This window comes from Streptomyces gilvus, from assembly GCF_022513565.1.
GTDB lineage: Bacteria > Actinomycetota > Actinomycetes > Streptomycetales > Streptomycetaceae > Streptomyces > Streptomyces gilvus.
Window position 1 is genome coordinate 157,790 of the sequence record NZ_JAKWBE010000008.1, and the last position, 16,584, is coordinate 174,373.

Here is a 16,584-nt window from a genome sequence, read left to right on the forward strand (position 1 = left end):
GATTGCCTCAGGACTCCTGGTTGAGGGAGACGAGCACGTCGTCCCCTTCGATCTTTACGGGGTATACGGGGACGGGGCGCGTGGCGGGGAGGCCGGACGGCTTGCCGGTGCGCAGGTCGAAGCTGGAGCCGTGCAGCCAGCACTCGATCTGGCAGTCCTCCACCTCGCCCTCGGACAGCGAGACGTTCGCGTGCGAGCAGATGTCGTGGATCGCGAAGACCTCGCCCGCGGTGTGCACGACGGAGACCGGCGTGCCGTCGAGTTCCACCCGCTTCGGGGTGTCCTCCTCCAGCTCGCTCAGCGCGCAGGCACGTAGGTAGGCCATCAGACGGTGGCCTCCAGCTCGGCCTCGATCTTCTCCAGCAGCCGCGTCTCGATGTCCTCGACGCCGATCTGCTGGACCAGCTCGGCGAAGAAGCCGCGGACCACGAGACGGCGGGCCTCGTCGGCCGGGATGCCGCGGGCCATCAGGTAGAAGAGCTGCTCGTCGTCGAAGCGGCCGGTGGCGGAGGCGTGTCCGGCGCCGACGATCTCGCCGGTCTCGATCTCCAGGTTCGGCACGGAGTCGACCCGGGCGCCGTCGGTCAGCACCAGGTTCCGGTTCATCTCGTAGGTGTCGGTGCCCTCGGCCTTGGCCTCGATGAGGACGTCGCCGATCCACACGGCGTGCGCGTCGTCGCCCTGCAGCGCGCCCTTGTAGACGACGTTGGACTTGCAGTGCGGGGCGTTGTGGTCCACCAGGAGGCGGTGCTCCTGGTGCTGGCCGGCGTCCGTGAAGTACAGCCCGAACAGCTCGGCCTCACCGCCGGTGCCGGCGTAGGAGACGCGCGGGTGCAGTCGTACGAGGTCGCCGCCGAAGGTGACGACCACGGACTTGAAGGACGCGTCCCGGCCGATGAGGGCGTTGTGCTGGGCGACGTGCACGGCCTCGTCGTCCCAGTCCTGGACGGAGACGACGGTCAGCTTGGCGCCGTCGCCCAGGATGTAGTCGACGTTGGCGGCGAGCACGGCGTCACCGGTGTGGTCGATGACGACGACGGCCTCGGCGAAGGCGCCCAGCTCGATCACCTGGTGGCCGAAGCGGACTCCGCCCTCGCCGTGCACGGCGATCCGGATGGGCTCGGTGAGGACCGTCTCCTTGGGGACGGTGACCACGCCGGCCTTCTCGAACGCGGAGTACGCCTGGGCGGCGACGCGGTCCACCGGGGTGCCGGCCTTGCCGATCCGGGCGTCGTCACGGCCGACGGTCTCGACGGTGACGCCCTCGGGGGCCTCCACCTCGACCGTGACGCCCTCGCCGGTCGCGACGGCGGTGCCGTCGTGCAGGCCGCGCAGGCGCTCCAGCGGGGTGAAACGCCACTCCTCCTCACGGCCGTGCGGGACGGGGAAGTCCCGCACGTCGAAGGACGGGGGCGCGCTCATGCGCGTGGCGACGGTCGACTCGGCGGCGACCGCGATCGAGCCGGCGGTGGTGGAACCCACCGGGATATTTTGGGCCTCAGCCATGGCTGTCGGTCTGCTCTCTTTCCTGCGTAAGTGACGTGATGGGGACGGCGGTCGGTGCTTAGCCGACCGCGCCTTCCATCTGGAGCTCGATCAGCCGGTTGAGCTCGAGGGCGTACTCCATGGGCAGCTCCTTGGCGATGGGCTCGACGAAGCCGCGCACGATCATCGCCATCGCCTCGAACTCGGACAGACCGCGGCTCATCAGGTAGAAGAGCTGGTCCTCGGAGACCTTGGAGACGGTCGCCTCGTGGCCCATGGACACGTCGTCCTCGCGGACGTCGACGTAGGGGTACGTGTCGGAGCGGGAGATGGTGTCGACGAGCAGCGCGTCGCACAGCACGTTCGACTTGGAGCCGTGGGCGCCCTCGCCGATCTCGACGAGACCGCGGTAGGAGGTGCGGCCACCGCCGCGCGCCACCGACTTGGAGACGATGTTGGAGGAGGTGTTCGGCGCCATGTGGACCATCTTGGAACCGGCGTCCTGGTGCTGGCCCTCGCCCGCGAAGGCGATGGAGAGGGTCTCACCCTTGGCGTGCTCGCCCATCAGGTAGACGGCCGGGTACTTCATCGTCACCTTGGAGCCGATGTTGCCGTCGATCCATTCCATGGTGGCGCCCTCGTAGGCGACGGCGCGCTTGGTGACCAGGTTGTAGACGTTGTTCGACCAGTTCTGGATGGTCGTGTAGCGGCAGCGGGCGTTCTTCTTGACGATGATCTCGACGACCGCCGAGTGCAGCGAGTCCGACTTGTAGATCGGCGCCGTACAGCCCTCGACGTAGTGCACGTAGGCGCCCTCGTCGACGATGATCAGGGTCCGCTCGAACTGGCCCATGTTCTCCGTGTTGATGCGGAAGTAGGCCTGGAGCGGGATCTCCACGTGGACGCCCGGCGGGACGTAGATGAAGGAGCCGCCCGACCACACCGCGGTGTTCAGCGACGCGAACTTGTTGTCGCCGACCGGGATGACCGTCCCGAAGTACTCCTTGAAGAGCTCCGGGTGCTCCTTCAGCGCGGTGTCGGTGTCCAGGAAGATGACGCCCTGCTCCTCCAGGTCCTCACGGATCTGGTGGTAGACGACCTCGGACTCGTACTGGGCCGCGACACCGGCGACGAGGCGCTGCTTCTCCGCCTCCGGGATGCCGAGCTTGTCGTAGGTGTTCTTGATGTCCTCGGGCAGGTCCTCCCAGGACTCCGCCTGCTTCTCCGTGGAGCGCACGAAGTACTTGATGTTGTCGAAGTCGATGCCCGACAGGTCCGAGCCCCAGTTCGGCATGGGCTTCTTGTCGAACAGGCGCAGGCCCTTGAGGCGGAGCTTGGTCATCCACTCCGGCTCGTTCTTCTTCGCGGAGATGTCGCGGACGACCTCCTCGCTCAGACCGCGCTTGGCAGAGGCGCCGGCCTCGTCGGAGTCCGCCCAGCCGTACTCGTACTTGCCCAGACCTTCGAGCTCAGGGTGGGCGGTCTCCTCGATGGGGAGAGTCATGCGGGGTTCCTCCCGGCCGTGCTTGCAGATGCGTTGTGGGAAATCTTGGGGATGAACGTCGTGCAGACGCCGTCACCGTGCGCGATGGTCGCCAGTCTCTGGACATGGGTTCCCAACAGCTGGGAGAAGATCTCGGTCTCCGCCTCGCAGAGCTGGGGGAACTTTTCCGCGACATGGGCGACGGGGCAGTGGTGCTGGCAGAGCTGCTCGCCGACCGGTGCGCTGCGCGCCGTAGCAGCGTACCCGTCCACGCTCAGCGCCTTGGCCAGGGCTTCCGTGCGCTCCTCGGGGGCGGCGGCCTCGATCGCCCTGCGGTAGGCGTCGGCCTGCTCGGCGATCCTCGCGCGTGCGAAGGCGACGACCGCCTCGTCCCCGCCGAAGCGCTCCTGGATCCAGCGCAGGGCGTCAGCGGCGAGCTTGTCGTACGACTGGTCGAAGGCGTCGCGGCCGCAGTCGGTGAGCGCGAAGACCTTGGCGGGGCGCCCACGCGTGCGCGTGCCGTACACCCGCTGCTCGCGGGCCTCCACGACGTCGTCGGCGACCAGTGCGTCCAGATGCCTGCGGACGGCGGCCTGGGTCAGGCCCAGCCGGCCGGCCAGCTCCGCGACGGTCGACGGGCCGTGGTCCAGGATGGACCGCGCGACCCGGTTGCGCGTGGAGCGCTCACCGGTCGCGAGTTCCTCCTGAGCCTCGCCGACGTATTTCACAACACCATTGTTGCGTAATTCCTCAGGGCCGGGCAACCCACCTCCGCCCCGACGGGCGGTGCCCTGCGTCACTTAGGTTCACCTAAGATGACCTGCGGAAACGATCTTTGATCGATCAAATCGGTGGCGTTCGCGTTCCGGGTCGAGCAGACTCCCCCACCATGCCGACACCCCTTCCGACCGGCCCGCTTGTCACTCAGGACACAGTCACCGCACAGCTGCGCGCACTCGGCGTCGAACCCGGCGAGACCCTCCTCGTGCACTCCTCGCTCAGCAGCCTCGGCTGGGTCTGCGGGGGCGCCGTGGCGGTCGTCCAGGGTCTGCTCGACGCGGTGGGCCCGGACGGCACGGTCGTCGTCCCGACCCAGACAGCCGACCTCTCGGACCCGGCCCTGTGGGAGAGGCCGCCCGTGCCCGAGGAGTGGTGGGAGCGGATCCGGGCGACCATGCCGGCGTACGACCCGCGGATCACGCCCTCGCGCGGGGTGGGCGTGATCCCGGAGACGCTGCGCACCTGGCCGGGCGCCCTGCGCAGCGCGCACCCGCAGACGTCCTTCGCGGCCCTCGGTCCGCGCGCGGCGGAGATACTCGACGGCCACGCGCCCGACTGCCGGCTCGGTGAGCGCAGCCCGCTGGCCCGCCTGGAGAAGCTGCACGCACGCGTACTGCTCCTCGGCGCCGGCTACGCCACCTGCACCTGCTTCCATCTCGCCGAATACCGGATACCGTCCCCGCTCGTCGGGGTCGGCCGGCCGGGCGCGGACGGCTGGGAGACGGTGACCGAGGTGTCGATCACCTCTGACCGCTTCGACGAACTGGGACACGACTTCGAGCGGGACCGTCCCGTCGTCCGGGGCACGGTGGGCGCCGCCGACGTGCGGCTGTTCCCCGTGGCGGACGCGGTGGCCTACGCAAAGCGGTGGCTGGCGCTGCACCGGTCCCGGGAGGACGAGGTGTCACCGGGTGGAGATCCCGCACCCGCCCGTCGGGGCCGCGGACCGCGTACCTAGACTCGGGCCCATGCGAAGTGAGCCCGTGGTCCAGGTTCAGGCCCTGGTGAAGCGGTACGGCACCAAAACCGCCGTCGACGGCCTCGACCTGGTGGCCAGGGCGGGCGTGACCGCCGTACTCGGCCCGAACGGCGCGGGCAAGACCACCACCGTGGAGACCTGCGAGGGCTACCGCAGACCGGACTCCGGCACGGTCCGCGTGCTCGGCCTCGACCCGGTACGGCAGGCGCGCGAGCTGCACCCCCGCATCGGCGTGATGCTCCAGTCCGGCGGCGTCTACTCGGGCGCGCGGGCGGACGAGATGCTGCGGCACGTGGCGAAGCTGCACGCCCATCCGCTGGACGTGGACGCGCTGATCGAGCGCCTGGGCCTCGGCAGCTGCGGCCGTACGAGCTACCGCCGCCTGTCCGGCGGCCAGCAGCAGCGCCTGGCCCTCGCGATGGCGGTCGTCGGCCGCCCTGAGCTGGTCTTCCTGGACGAGCCGACCGCCGGCCTGGACCCGCAGGCCCGGCACGCCACCTGGGACCTGGTCCGCGATCTGCGCGCCGACGGCGTCTCCGTCATCCTCACCACGCACTACATGGAGGAGGCCGAGCAGCTCGCCGACGACGTCGCGATCATCGACGCGGGCCGGGTCATCGCCCACGGCTCGCCCGAGGACCTGTGCCGGGGCGGCGCCGAGAACACGCTGCGCTTCGTCGGCCGCCCCGGTCTCGACGTGGGTTCCCTGCTGAAGGCGCTCCCCGCGGACTGCAGCGCCGCCGAACTGACGCCGGGCTCGTACCGGGTCGTCGGCAAGGTCGACCCCCAGCTGCTCGCGACGGTGGCGTCCTGGTGCGCCCAGCACGGTGTGATGCCGGACAAGATCTCGGTGGAGCGCCACACCCTCGAAGACGTCTTCCTGGAACTGACCGGCAAGGAGCTGCGCTCGTGACCACGGCGACCGGTACGTACGCCCCGAGGCCCGGTGCGGCCCCCCTGCCCCGCATGATCGCGGCCCAGGCGGCGCTCGAGACGAAGATGCTGCTGCGCAACGGCGAGCAGCTCCTGCTCACCGTCGTGATCCCGACCCTCCTGCTCTTGCTGTTCAGCTCGGTGGACATCGTCGACACGGGCGCGGGCAACGCGGTCGACTTCCTCACCCCCGGCATCCTGGCCCTCGCGGTGATGTCGACCGCCTTCACGGGACAGGCGATCGCCACCGGCTTCGAACGCCGCTACGGCGTCCTCAAGCGGCTCGCCTCCTCGCCGCTGCCCCGCTGGGGCCTGATGACGGCGAAGACGGCGTCGGTCCTGGTCACCGAGATACTGCAGGTCGTCCTGCTGACGGTGATCGCCTTCGCGCTCGGCTGGAACCCGCACGGCAACCCCCTGGCCGTCCTGCTCCTGCTGGTCCTCGGCACGGCGGCCTTCTCGGGTCTGGGTCTGCTGATGGCGGGCACCCTGAAGGCGGAGGCGACCCTGGCCGCGGCCAACCTGGTCTTCCTGCTGCTGCTCGTCGGCGGCGGCGTCATCGTCCCGCTGGACAAGTTCCCGCAGGGCGCCCAGGACGTCCTGGGCCTGCTGCCGATCTCGGCCCTGTCCGACGGGCTGCGGGACGTCCTGCAGCACGGCGCCGGCATGCCCTGGGGCGACCTGGGGATCCTGGCCGTGTGGGCGGTCCTGGGGCTGGCGGTCGCCGGGAAGTTCTTCCGCTGGGAGTAGGCGGCATGGACCCTCGTGAAAGCGTGCACAAGCGGCGGCCTACGATGGGGCGCGTGCCAAACGTGACCCGCGCCGACGCCCTCGCGGCCGTGCGCAACCCGCTCGCCTTCATCGCCGCACGCTGGACCCCGGCCCCCCGGACGGTTCAGCGGGCGGCCCTCTCCGCGCTCGTCATGTCGGTGGTCATCGTGGTCACCGGCGGTGCGGTGCGGCTGACCGGGTCCGGGCTCGGCTGCCCGACCTGGCCCACGTGCACCGCCGACTCGCTCACCACGACCAGCGCCATGGGCGTGCACGGCGTGATCGAGTTCAGCAACCGCATGCTGACGTACGTGCTGTGCGCCGCCGTCGGCTGGGCGATCATCGCGGCGCGCTCCGAGAAGCCGTACCGGCGTTCTCTGACCCGGCTCGGCTGGGCCCAGTTCTGGATCGTGATGAGCAACGCGGTCCTCGGCGGCATCGTGGTGCTGGTGGGCCTCAACCCGTACACGGTCGCGGCGCACTTCCTGCTGTCCTCCGGCCTGATCGCGGTCGCCACGGTGATGTGGCAGCGCACCCGCGAGGGCGACGGCGCCCCGCGCCCGCTGGTCGGCAAGCCGGTGCAGCAGCTGGTGTGGTTCCTGGTCACCGCGTCCGCCCTGCTGATCGCGGTGGGCACGGTCGTGACCGGTGCCGGGCCGCACGCGGGTGACTCCAAGGAGGTCGAGCGGATCCCGATCGACTGGGAGACGGTCGCCAAGATGCACGCGGTGCTCGCCTGGATCGTGGTGACGCTGACCTTCGCCCTGTGGTTCATCCTGAAGGCCGTCGACGCCCCGAGGGGCCCGCTGGTCCGCACCCGTGAACTGTTCCTGGTCCTGCTCGCCCAGGGCGTCATCGGCTACGTCCAGTACTTCACGCACCTTCCCGAGTTCCTGGTCGGCCTGCACATGCTCGGCTCCGGCCTGATCTGGATCTGGGTCCTGCGCGTGCTGCTGGCGCTGCGGGAGCGGCCCGGGGCGGATCTGGGGATCCCGGGGCCGGCGCAGTCGGGGTCAGCGGTCGGGGCCGGGGTCTGAGGGCGAGCCCTCGGTGCGGGTCAGCCCCTCCTCGGGGCTGTCCCGGGGCGGTGTGAGCAGGGTGTTGAAGACGGCGTGCAGCTTGTCGACGGTCTGCCGGGAGAACATCCCGACGAGCGCGGCCACGGCGGTGACACCATAGGGGTTGATGTCGCTGGACGAGGCCATGCTGGTCGTCAGCCCGCCTCGCAGGACGCAGTACACGACCAGCGCCAGCACGGCCCCCACGAAGGGTTCCAGAAGGTACATCGGCAGCCAGCTGCGCCTGAGTCTCCGGTCGCCGACGTACTCGTAGACCGAGCGCAGCACGTGGATGAGCGCGCCCAGGCCGCCGGCCGCCGTGACGACCAGGAAGAGCAGGGTGTCGCGCAGCAGTAGGGGCGTCCAGAGCAGGATCCGTACCCGCTCGGCCTTCGCGGCGCCGCCGCCCGGCACGGCGGTGGTCGGCCAGGCCTGGATCAGTACGGTGGCGAGGGCCACGGTGAGCACGAGCAGCACACCGACCAGCACGAGGACGTCCCACCCCGTCGCGAACTGGACGCCGGCGGTCATGCCCTCCTCGGACGCGGGCTCGCCCGCGGACCGCTGTCTTCCGCTCTCCCCCTCGCTCACCGCCGTCGCCTAGTCCCTGCCGGAGTCCTGCGCGTCGACGAGGCCCGCCTGCTCCAGACAGACGGCGCCGCGCGGGGTGATCGTCCACACGTTGTGCCGCCACTGGCGGTCCTTCCACGCCACACCCGCCGCCAGCAGTTTGCGGCCGACCCGGCTGACCTCGGTGATGTCCACGTCCAGCCGCTCGGCGAGCTGTTCGTTGCTCAGGCCGGGGTCCCGGGCGATCTCGGTCAGGAAGCGGGCCGCGTGGCCCTGCGGATCGAGCTTCAGCCCAAGGCCCGAGGGCAGCCGGCGCAGCGCCCAGAACGTCACGTCGATCAGTCCGAGCAGCCTGCCGCGCTGCTCGACGACCTTGGGGTTGTCGCCCTCCGGCACGAGCTGTCCGTACAACCGCCGCAGTCCGTCGTGGGCCGTGCGCAGGGCGGGCTCGTCCGCCGCCAGGGACGCGTCGGTGATGAGCATGCCCAGCGAACTGAAGCACTCGTCCGACATGCCGTAGTCGACCTGCATGTCGTCGATCAGATCGCGCACCTCGGTCGCCCTGTCGCGCCGAGCGCTCTCCTGCTCGCTCATGGTCGTCCCCCGATCCACTCCTCGGCTGTGGGTTCTCCTCCACCATGCGGCGATGTCAAGTGAGTGTCAAGCGAGACGGTCATGATTTTTTGCGCACTTGTCGAAACGTTCAGGACGCATATGCGCGAGCCGCCGTTAATATTCTCGCTACGCGCTCACGCATCGGGGGGACGAACCATGGACGAAGAAATGCCGCGCGCCTCGCATTCGATCAACGGGGTCGAATTATCGACCGATCCGGCCGACCTGTTCGTGATTCTTTACGATCTGCTTCCGGAAGAGCGCTTCCGCGCCGACGAGGCGATCGACTGGTTACGGGATTCGACCGTCCTGGGAATCGCGGACCATGTGTGCAAGCAGGTCCTGGGCAGCGGCCGCGTCACCGGACGACTGGCGGGGGACGTCGTCCGCGAGGTCGACACCCACGGCCACCTGGGCATGTTCGCCGTCCTGGTCGGTCTCGACTGGGCCCTGGCGGCGGCCAATCCGTTCAGCCCCGGCTTCGACGAGCCGGCCATGTCCTGGCTGAGCGTCCGCTACATCCGCCACAACCGGCTGAACAACCCCCATGAGACGACCGGCCTGCTGCTGCCCCGGTGCGCGCGCCCCGGCAAGGTCATGGCGGAGTGGGAGAACAAAGCGGATTTCTTCAACGTGCACCGGGTCACCCCGGAGGACTGCCGGCGAATCCGCCTGGGCCGGATATCGAGCCGGAACGACCCGGCATTCAGCGCCGAGCAGCCGATTTCCCTCGGCTCCGTTCCGCTGCTGGAAAAATACTCCGATCTGGAGTTCGAATGGCGTCCCAAAGGCCCGGGCCGGCGATACCGGATCACACCGTCCGAGGCCCGTCTCACCGAGCGCGTCCGCCAGGCGGTCCGCAATCTCTGGGAGTCCGACGCCCGGATCGGCGTCCTGCCGGAGAGCACGCTGTCCACTCCCCTGCTGCGGCACTGGAGCAACCTGCTCAGGGAACTGCCCGAGGACAGCGCCCTGGAGTGGGTGCTGCTGGGCACCGGGCCGATCGACGACACGAACGAGGAACCCAGCGCCGACGTCCCGCCGCCCAACCGGGCCGTGCTGATGGACTGCCGCACCGGCCAGGTGATCCTGGAGCAGGACAAGATGGCCGGCTTCACACTGACCGCCGACCTCGCCGCACACTGGCGGCTGCCCGGCGAACCGCACCAGGGGCTCGCCCGCGAGGACATCGCCCGGGGGCTGGAGATCACCGTGCTGGAGAGCACCCTGGGGCGCATCGCGGTGTTCATCTGCGAGGACGTCAAGCAGTCCGTCCGCTGGGCGGCCAAGCTGCAGGCGTTCGGGGTCTCCCATATCCTCGTCCCGCTGTTCGCCGCGCCGATCATGCGCGCCAGGGCCCAGTGGGAACGCCAGGCCGCCCAGCGCTGCATCGAGGAGTTCGGCGCCTCGGTCGTCCTGGCCAACAGCCTCGCCGTCGGCGCGGAGATGCACACACCGCCGTACGTCGAGCCCGGGGACGGCTTCAACTGCGTCGTCACCGGGCCGCGCTCCCACAGGGCGACGACATACGGCGAGTACGACACCCAGTTCTGCCGCGCCGACAGTGCCGTCGACCTGTCCCGGGTGATCTACCGGAACGACGTCAGGGTGACCCCCACGGACGGCCCGCCGCCTCTTCCCGCGCTGCGGCCGGGCTGGGCCGAGGTGGAGCCGGTCTGGACGGAGCCGGACGACGAGCCGCAACAGCAGGACGGATAGGCCGCCGGCCCGGCGCACGGGGTCAGTCCAGCCCGTACACCCTCCGCGCGTTCCCCGCGGCCACCATCCCCGCCACCCGCTGGGCGTCCGTGAGGGACCACGCGCCCTCGGTGACCCAGGCGCCGAGGACCCGGGCGAGGGACTCGCGGAACAGGCGAGCGCCCACGACGTGCAGTTCCGGCAGGCCGTGGGCGCCGCTGGAGAAGAGGATCTTGCCGAAGGGTGCCAGCTCCAGGATCTCGGCGAGGACGCTCGCGGAGCGCGCGCCGGTGCGCACGAGGGCGGCGCCGGAATCGGCGTAGACGTGCGGGAAGACGCCGGCCAGGTGGGCGGCGTGGCGGTGGTAGGGATAGCCGTGCAGCAGGACCAGATCCGTGCCGAGGCCGGCCGTCGCACGCACGAAGTCCGTGAGGAGCACCGGGTCCGTGCGGTCGATGCGGGTGCCCGGTTCGCCGAGGCCCGCGTGGAGCTGGAGGGGGCGGCCGGAGGCCACGGCGATCCACAGGAGGTGGCGCAGCAGGACCGGGTCGGTCAGCTCACCGCCCACCCTGCGGCCCGCCAGCCACCGCCCCGCCGCGCCCCGCACCTCCCCGGGACCGGGCGGCTCGGGCGCCAGCGCGAGACCGTGCCGTACGCCGGCGACCGAGGTGAAGGCGACGGCGTTGCCGGCGGCGCCGTGCACCGACTCGGCGAGGTTGGCGAGGAAGGACTCGACGGTGCCGGAGGTGTCGGCGACCTGCTCCGCGAGCAGCTCCAGCCGCACGATCTCATGGGCGTCGGCGTCGCCCGTGGACGCCATCTCGGACGGTCCGGTGAGGTCGCCGGGGAGCCCCGTGTCGACGAGGTACGTCGTGATGCCGCTGCCCCGCAGCAGCCTGCGGCCCGACTCCAGTACGCCGAGCTCCCGGCGGCGGGCGAGATAACGGGCGGGGTGACAGTGCGGTTCCAGACCGAGTAAGGGAGGACACCAGCGTCGTACGGCGAAACCGGTCTGGGTGTCGAAGAGGGTGGTGCCCGGGGCGGGCGGGCCCTCGGTCCGGGCCAGCTGGGTCTCGAAGGTCCCGAGACCCAGCTCCGTTCTCAGCACGCCGTGGCAGTACTGGTCCACCAGGGACGGCGTTTCGATCATCCGGACTCCCCGTGGGACGTGGTCTTACACGTCCTAACGGGTGAACCGGGTGTGAGGTCGCGGCCTGCGGGGCGTCGCTCAGCCGCCCAGCTGGATGCCGGCCATGCGCTTCCACTCGTAGGCGCCGGTGCGCACCTTCGCCGCGAACTCGCCGTCGAAGGACTCGTGGACCGTGATGCCGGACTGCTCGACCGCCTTGCCGGCGATCTCGTAGGTGGGGGCGACCAGGTCGCCCCAGGCGCCGTCCTCGCCGACGAGGACGATGCGGGCGCCGCGTCCGCCGATGTAGGCCACCTGACCCTCGGCACCGCCGTGCGCCTTGGAGAAGGCCTCGATCCGCTGGGCGAGCTTCGCCGCCTTGCGCTCCGCCTTCGCGTCAACCTGCTGCGTGTCTGCCATGGCCAGGATGCTACCGATGGGTAGATCGACTGGCGACGGCCGGGGCACGTGACCCCCGCCTCACCGGCGGCTGGCGCAGCCCTAGCGCAGGAAGGGGTCCACCGCGATCGCCACGAACAGCAGCGACACATAGGTGATCGACCAGTGGAACAGGCGCATCTCCTTGAGCTTCGCGCCCGTCACCTCCGCCTTCGCGCGGCTCTGCAGCGCGTGCGCCTCCCACAGCCACCAGCCGCCCGCGACCAGCGCGACCGAGGTGTAGAACCAGCCCGTGTAGCCGAGCGGGGTGAGCAGCAGGGAGACCGCGACCATGACCCAGCTGTAGATCACGATCTGCCGGGCGACCACCTTGTTGGAGGCGATGACCGGCAGCATCGGCACGCCCACGCGCGCGTAGTCCTCCTTGACCTTCATCGACAGCGGCCAGTAGTGCGGCGGCGTCCAGAAGAAGATGACCAGGAAGAGGATGAGCGGGGCCCAGGACAGGGAGTCGGTCACGGCCGACCAGCCGATCAGCACCGGCATGCAGCCCGCGATGCCGCCCCACACGATGTTCTGCGCGGTACGGCGCTTGAGGATCATCGTGTAGACGACGACGTAGAAGAGGAGCGCGCCGAGGGAGAGCCAGGCGCTCAGCCAGTTGACGGTGAGGCCGAAGAGCAGGGTGGAGACGACCGCCAGGGAGATGCCGAAGGCGAGGCACTCGCGCGGGCTCACCATGCCGGTGACCAGCGGACGCTGCGAGGTGCGGTCCATCAGCGCGTCGATGTCCCGGTCGATGTACATGTTGAGCGCGTTCGCGCCGCCCGCCGAGAGGTAGCCGCCGACGCAGGTGAGCAGGACCAGCGTCAGGTCCGGCACCCCCCGCTGGGCGAGGAACATCACCGGCACGGTGGTGATGAGCAGGAGCTCGATGATCCGTGGCTTGGTCAGCGCCACGAACGCCTTGACACGGGCCCCGAACGGCCGGTGACGCGGGCTCTCGCTCGCACCGATTACCCCCGCTGGACGGGATTCGACGGCCGTCACGCACACCCCTACAGAGACATCCCAGCGAGCCGGACCGTGTGAGTGCCCGGTAAAGGCTCGCGCGTACCACGCCACTGTAGACGTTGCCCATACCCCGACCTTCGCGGGGGTGGGGTCGTGTTGGCGGGCGCCCTCCGGCAGTGGTTCACGAGGTCGTACAGACGGTCGTGCACAGGCTCGATTGAGCAGTCAGATGAGCGGCTGCGTATTCACTTGCCGAACACGCATCACCGCAGTCGGGAGGCGGATCCCCCGCGGGCCGGGCAGTCTGGAATGACTCGAAAAAACGCGCTTGTTCCGGGGGTAGGCTCGACAGCGGCCGGTGGGCGTCCAGTGCACCGGCGTTCGAACATGTGGAGAGGAGCCCTGACCCAGGGTGAGCACCAAGCCGACCACCACAGACCTCGAGTGGACCGAGTTGGACCAGCGGGCCGTCGACACCGCCCGCGTCCTGGCCGCCGACGCCGTACAGAAGGTCGGCAACGGCCATCCGGGTACGGCCATGAGTCTGGCACCCGCCGCCTACACCCTCTTCCAGAAGGTGATGCGGCATGACCCGGCCGACCCGGACTGGGTGGCCCGCGACCGCTTCGTGCTGTCCGCCGGCCACTCGTCCCTGACCCTCTACACCCAGCTCTACCTGGCCGGCTTCGGCCTGGAGCTGGACGACCTGAAGGCCTTCCGCACCTGGGGCTCGAAGACCCCCGGCCACCCGGAGTACGGCCACACCAAGGGCGTCGAGACGACGACCGGCCCGCTGGGCCAGGGTGTCGCCAACGCCGTGGGCATGGCCATGGCCGCCCGGTACGAGCGCGGCCTGTTCGACCCGGAGGCGGCGCAGGGCGAATCCCCGTTCGACCACTTCATCTTCGCGATCGCCGGTGACGGCTGCCTGCAGGAAGGCATCTCCGCCGAGGCCTCCTCGCTGGCCGGCCACCAGAAGCTCGGCAATCTGATCCTGCTGTGGGACGACAACCACATCTCGATCGAGGGCGACACCGAGACGGCTGTCTCCGAGGACACCGTCAAGCGCTACGAGGCCTACGGCTGGCACGTCCAGCGCGTCGCGCCGAAGCCGGACGGCGACATCGACCCGCACGCGATCTACAACGCGATCGAGGCCGCGAAGAAGGTGACGGACAAGCCGTCCTTCATCGCGATGCGCTCGATCATCGCCTGGCCCGCCCCGAACGCGCAGAACACCGAGGCCGCCCACGGCTCGGCGCTCGGCGACGACGAGGTGGCCGCCACCAAGCGCGTCCTCGGCTTCGACCCCGAGAAGAGCTTCGACGTCTCCGACGAGGTCCTCAAGCACACCCGTCAGGCGCTGGACCGCGGCCGCGAGGCGAAGGCCGAGTGGGACAAGTCCTTCCAGCAGTGGCGGGAGGACAACCCCGAGCGCGCGGCCGAGTTCGACCGCGTCAGCAAGGGTGAGCTGCCCGCCGGCTGGGAGGAGAAGATCCCGGTCTTCGAGCCGGGCAAGGGCGTCGCCACGCGCGCGGCCTCCGGCAAGGTGCTGCAGGCGCTCGGCGCCGTCATCCCCGAACTGTGGGGCGGCTCCGCCGATTTGGCCGGCTCCAACAACACGACGATCGACAAGACGTCGTCCTTCCTCCCGGCGGACAACCCGCTGCCGGAGGCGGACCCGTACGGCCGCACCATCCACTTCGGCATCCGCGAGCACTCCATGGCCGCGGAGCTGAACGGCATCACCCTGCACGGCAACACCCGTGTCTACGGCGGCACGTTCCTCGTCTTCTCCGACTACATGCGCAACGCCGTACGCCTGTCGGCGCTGATGCACCTGCCGGTCACCTACGTGTGGACGCACGACTCCATCGGCCTGGGCGAGGACGGCCCCACCCACCAGCCGATCGAGCACCTCGCCTCGCTGCGCGCCATCCCGGGTCTGAACGTGGTGCGCCCGGCCGACGCCAACGAGACCGCCATCGCCTGGCGCGAGATCCTGCGCCGCTACACGAAGGTCTACGGCAAGGGCGCCCCGCACGGCCTCGCGCTGACCCGTCAGGGCGTGCCGACGTACGAGCCCAACGACGAGGCGGCGAAGGGCGGTTACGTCCTGTTCGAGGCCGAAGGGCCCGAAGGGCAGAGCGCAGCCGCTCAGGTCATCCTGATCGCCACCGGTTCCGAGGTGCACGTCGCCGTCGAGGCGCGCGAGCAGCTGCAGGCCGACGGGGTGCCGACGCGGGTCGTGTCCATGCCGTCCGTGGAGTGGTTCGAGGAGCAGGACCAGGGGTACCGGGACAGCGTCCTGCCGCCGCAGGTGAAGGCGCGGGTCGCGGTCGAGGCCGGTATCGGACTCACCTGGCACAAGTACGTGGGGGACGCCGGCCGCATCGTTTCCCTGGAGCACTTCGGTGCTTCCGCGGACGGCAAGGTCCTCTTCCGCGAGTTCGGCTTCACTGCCGAGAACGTGGCCGCCAAGGCCCGGGAATCCCTCGCGGCCACCCAGCGCTGACGCCCGTATACGACACGTAGGAGATGTAATTCCATGACAGACGCACTCAAGCGCCTCTCCGAGGAAGGCGTCGCGATCTGGCTGGACGACCTGTCGCGCAAGCGGATCACGTCCGGCAATCTCGCCGAGCTGATCGACCAGCAGCACGTCGTGGGCGTCACCACCAACCCGACGATCTTCCAGAAGGCGATCTCCGAGGGCGACGGCTACGACCAGCAGCTGTCGGACCTCGCCGCCCGCAAGGTCACCGTCGAAGAGGCGATCCGCATGATCACCACGGCGGACGTCCGCGACGCCGCCGACATCCTGCGCCCGGTCTTCGACGCCACCGAGGGCCAGGACGGCCGTGTGTCGATCGAGGTCGACCCGCGTCTGGCCCACGACACCAAGGCCACCGTCGCCGAGGCCAAGCAGCTCGCCTGGCTCGTCGACCGGCCCAACACCCTCATCAAGATCCCGGCCACCCGGGCCGGCATCCCGGCGATCACCGAGGTCATCGGCCTCGGCATCAGCGTCAACGTCACGCTGATCTTCTCGCTGGAGCGCTACCGCGAGGTCATGGACGCCTACCTGGCGGGTCTGGAGAAGGCCAAGGAGCGCGGCCTGGACCTGTCGAAGATCCACTCCGTGGCGTCCTTCTTCGTGTCCCGCGTGGACACCGAGGTCGACAAGCGGCTCGACGCCCTGGGCACCGACGAGGCCAAGGCGCTGCGCGGCAAGGCCGCCGTCGCCAACGCGCGTCTGGCGTACGAGGCCTACGAGGAGGTCTTCTCCTCCGACCGCTGGAGCAGGCTGGAGAACGCGGGCGCCCGCAAGCAGCGTCCGCTGTGGGCCTCCACCGGCGTGAAGGACCCGGCGTACAAGCCGACCCTCTACGTCGACGACCTGGTGGCGCCGAACACGGTGAACACCATGCCGGAGGCCACCCTGCACGCCACCGAGGAGAGCGGCTCCATCACCGGCAACACCATCGCCGGGACGTACGAGCAGGCCCGCGCCGACCTCGACGCCGTCGAGAAGCTCGGGATCTCGTACGACGAGGTGGTGCAGCTGCTGGAGGACGAGGGCGTCGAGAAGTTCGAGGCGTCCTGGAACGACCTGCTCAAGTCGACCGAGGCGGAGCTGGAGCGCCTCGCCCCCGCGGAGGGCTGAGAC

At 69.9% G+C, this 16,584-nt stretch carries 16 protein-coding genes; 7 read left to right on the top strand and 9 right to left on the bottom strand.

Going from position 1 to position 16,584, the window contains the following annotated elements:
* Positions 1–7: 7 nt before the first annotated feature.
* Genes MKW14_RS15150 through MKW14_RS15165 form a run of 4 tightly spaced genes read right to left on the bottom strand, consistent with a single transcriptional unit; the run spans position 8 to position 3,696 of the window.
* On the bottom strand, positions 8–325 hold the full coding sequence (locus tag MKW14_RS15150) for a bifunctional 3-phenylpropionate/cinnamic acid dioxygenase ferredoxin subunit (protein WP_240863069.1): 318 nt from the start codon (positions 323–325) through the stop codon (positions 8–10).
* Entirely contained in the window at positions 325–1,506 is a 1,182-nt protein-coding gene (gene sufD / locus MKW14_RS15155) for a Fe-S cluster assembly protein SufD (RefSeq protein ID WP_240863070.1), read from the bottom strand. Before sufD ends, MKW14_RS15150 begins: the two co-directional genes overlap by 1 nt.
* Positions 1,507–1,564: 58 nt before the next feature.
* Entirely contained in the window at positions 1,565–2,989 is a 1,425-nt protein-coding gene (gene sufB / locus MKW14_RS15160; protein ID WP_208782930.1) for a Fe-S cluster assembly protein SufB, read from the bottom strand.
* Entirely contained in the window at positions 2,986–3,696 is a 711-nt protein-coding gene (locus MKW14_RS15165; protein ID WP_240863071.1) for a helix-turn-helix transcriptional regulator, read from the bottom strand. The genes sufB and MKW14_RS15165 overlap by 4 nt, the downstream gene beginning before the upstream one ends.
* A 161-nt stretch (positions 3,697–3,857) precedes the next feature.
* On the opposite strand from MKW14_RS15165, the gene MKW14_RS15170 reads away from it, so the two are divergent.
* Genes MKW14_RS15170 through MKW14_RS15185 form a run of 4 tightly spaced genes read left to right on the top strand, consistent with a single transcriptional unit; the run spans position 3,858 to position 7,468 of the window.
* Positions 3,858–4,706, top strand: a complete 849-nt coding sequence (locus MKW14_RS15170) for an AAC(3) family N-acetyltransferase (RefSeq protein ID WP_240863072.1) — start codon at positions 3,858–3,860, stop codon at positions 4,704–4,706.
* A 10-nt stretch (positions 4,707–4,716) separates the two neighbouring features.
* A complete protein-coding gene (locus MKW14_RS15175) occupies positions 4,717–5,640 on the top strand; it encodes an ABC transporter ATP-binding protein (protein WP_240863073.1) in 924 nt (307 codons plus the stop codon).
* A gap of 53 nt (positions 5,641–5,693) precedes the next feature.
* On the top strand, positions 5,694–6,410 hold the full coding sequence (locus tag MKW14_RS15180) for an ABC transporter permease (RefSeq protein ID WP_240863188.1): 717 nt from the start codon (positions 5,694–5,696) through the stop codon (positions 6,408–6,410).
* Between the two features lie 44 nt (positions 6,411–6,454).
* Positions 6,455–7,468: a COX15/CtaA family protein gene (locus MKW14_RS15185; RefSeq protein WP_240863074.1), complete on the top strand. Its 1,014-nt coding sequence runs from the start codon at positions 6,455–6,457 to the stop codon at positions 7,466–7,468.
* On the opposite strand, the gene MKW14_RS15190 is transcribed toward MKW14_RS15185, so the two are convergent.
* Together MKW14_RS15190 and MKW14_RS15195 are read right to left on the bottom strand one after the other, a co-directional pair.
* Positions 7,445–8,020: a hypothetical protein gene (locus MKW14_RS15190; RefSeq protein WP_240863075.1), complete on the bottom strand. Its 576-nt coding sequence runs from the start codon at positions 8,018–8,020 to the stop codon at positions 7,445–7,447. The two genes, MKW14_RS15185 and MKW14_RS15190, sit on opposite strands and share 24 nt — an antisense overlap.
* 69 nt (positions 8,021–8,089) lie before the next feature.
* On the bottom strand, positions 8,090–8,653 hold the full coding sequence (locus MKW14_RS15195; protein WP_240863076.1) for a hypothetical protein: 564 nt from the start codon (positions 8,651–8,653) through the stop codon (positions 8,090–8,092).
* Positions 8,654–8,830: 177 nt separating this feature from the next.
* Between MKW14_RS15195 and MKW14_RS15200 the strand changes: the two genes are divergently transcribed.
* Complete coding sequence (locus MKW14_RS15200; RefSeq protein WP_240863077.1) at positions 8,831–10,393, top strand: hypothetical protein; 1,563 nt, start codon at positions 8,831–8,833, stop codon at positions 10,391–10,393.
* A gap of 22 nt (positions 10,394–10,415) precedes the next feature.
* Here MKW14_RS15200 and MKW14_RS15205 read toward each other — a convergent pair whose 3' ends face one another.
* The 3 genes from MKW14_RS15205 to MKW14_RS15215 all read right to left on the bottom strand — a co-directional run bounded on the left by MKW14_RS15205 (position 10,416) and on the right by MKW14_RS15215 (position 12,956).
* Positions 10,416–11,522, bottom strand: coding sequence for an amidohydrolase family protein (locus MKW14_RS15205; protein WP_240863078.1), 1,107 nt, complete (start codon positions 11,520–11,522; stop codon positions 10,416–10,418).
* A 78-nt stretch (positions 11,523–11,600) separates the two neighbouring features.
* Positions 11,601–11,921 carry a hypothetical protein gene (locus MKW14_RS15210; protein ID WP_240863079.1) on the bottom strand — a complete coding sequence of 107 codons (321 nt, stop codon included), beginning with the start codon at positions 11,919–11,921 and terminating at the stop codon, positions 11,601–11,603.
* An 81-nt stretch (positions 11,922–12,002) separates the two neighbouring features.
* Positions 12,003–12,956, bottom strand: coding sequence for a heme o synthase (locus MKW14_RS15215; protein WP_240863080.1), 954 nt, complete (start codon positions 12,954–12,956; stop codon positions 12,003–12,005).
* A 370-nt stretch (positions 12,957–13,326) separates the two neighbouring features.
* Here MKW14_RS15215 and tkt point away from each other — a divergent pair, with 370 nt between their 5' ends.
* Both tkt and tal read left to right on the top strand, forming a co-directional pair.
* Positions 13,327–15,429, top strand: coding sequence for a transketolase (gene tkt / locus MKW14_RS15220; protein ID WP_240863081.1), 2,103 nt, complete (start codon positions 13,327–13,329; stop codon positions 15,427–15,429).
* A 33-nt stretch (positions 15,430–15,462) separates the two neighbouring features.
* Entirely contained in the window at positions 15,463–16,581 is a 1,119-nt protein-coding gene (gene tal / locus MKW14_RS15225) for a transaldolase (RefSeq protein WP_240863082.1), read from the top strand.
* The last annotated feature ends 3 nt before the right edge of the window (positions 16,582–16,584 follow it).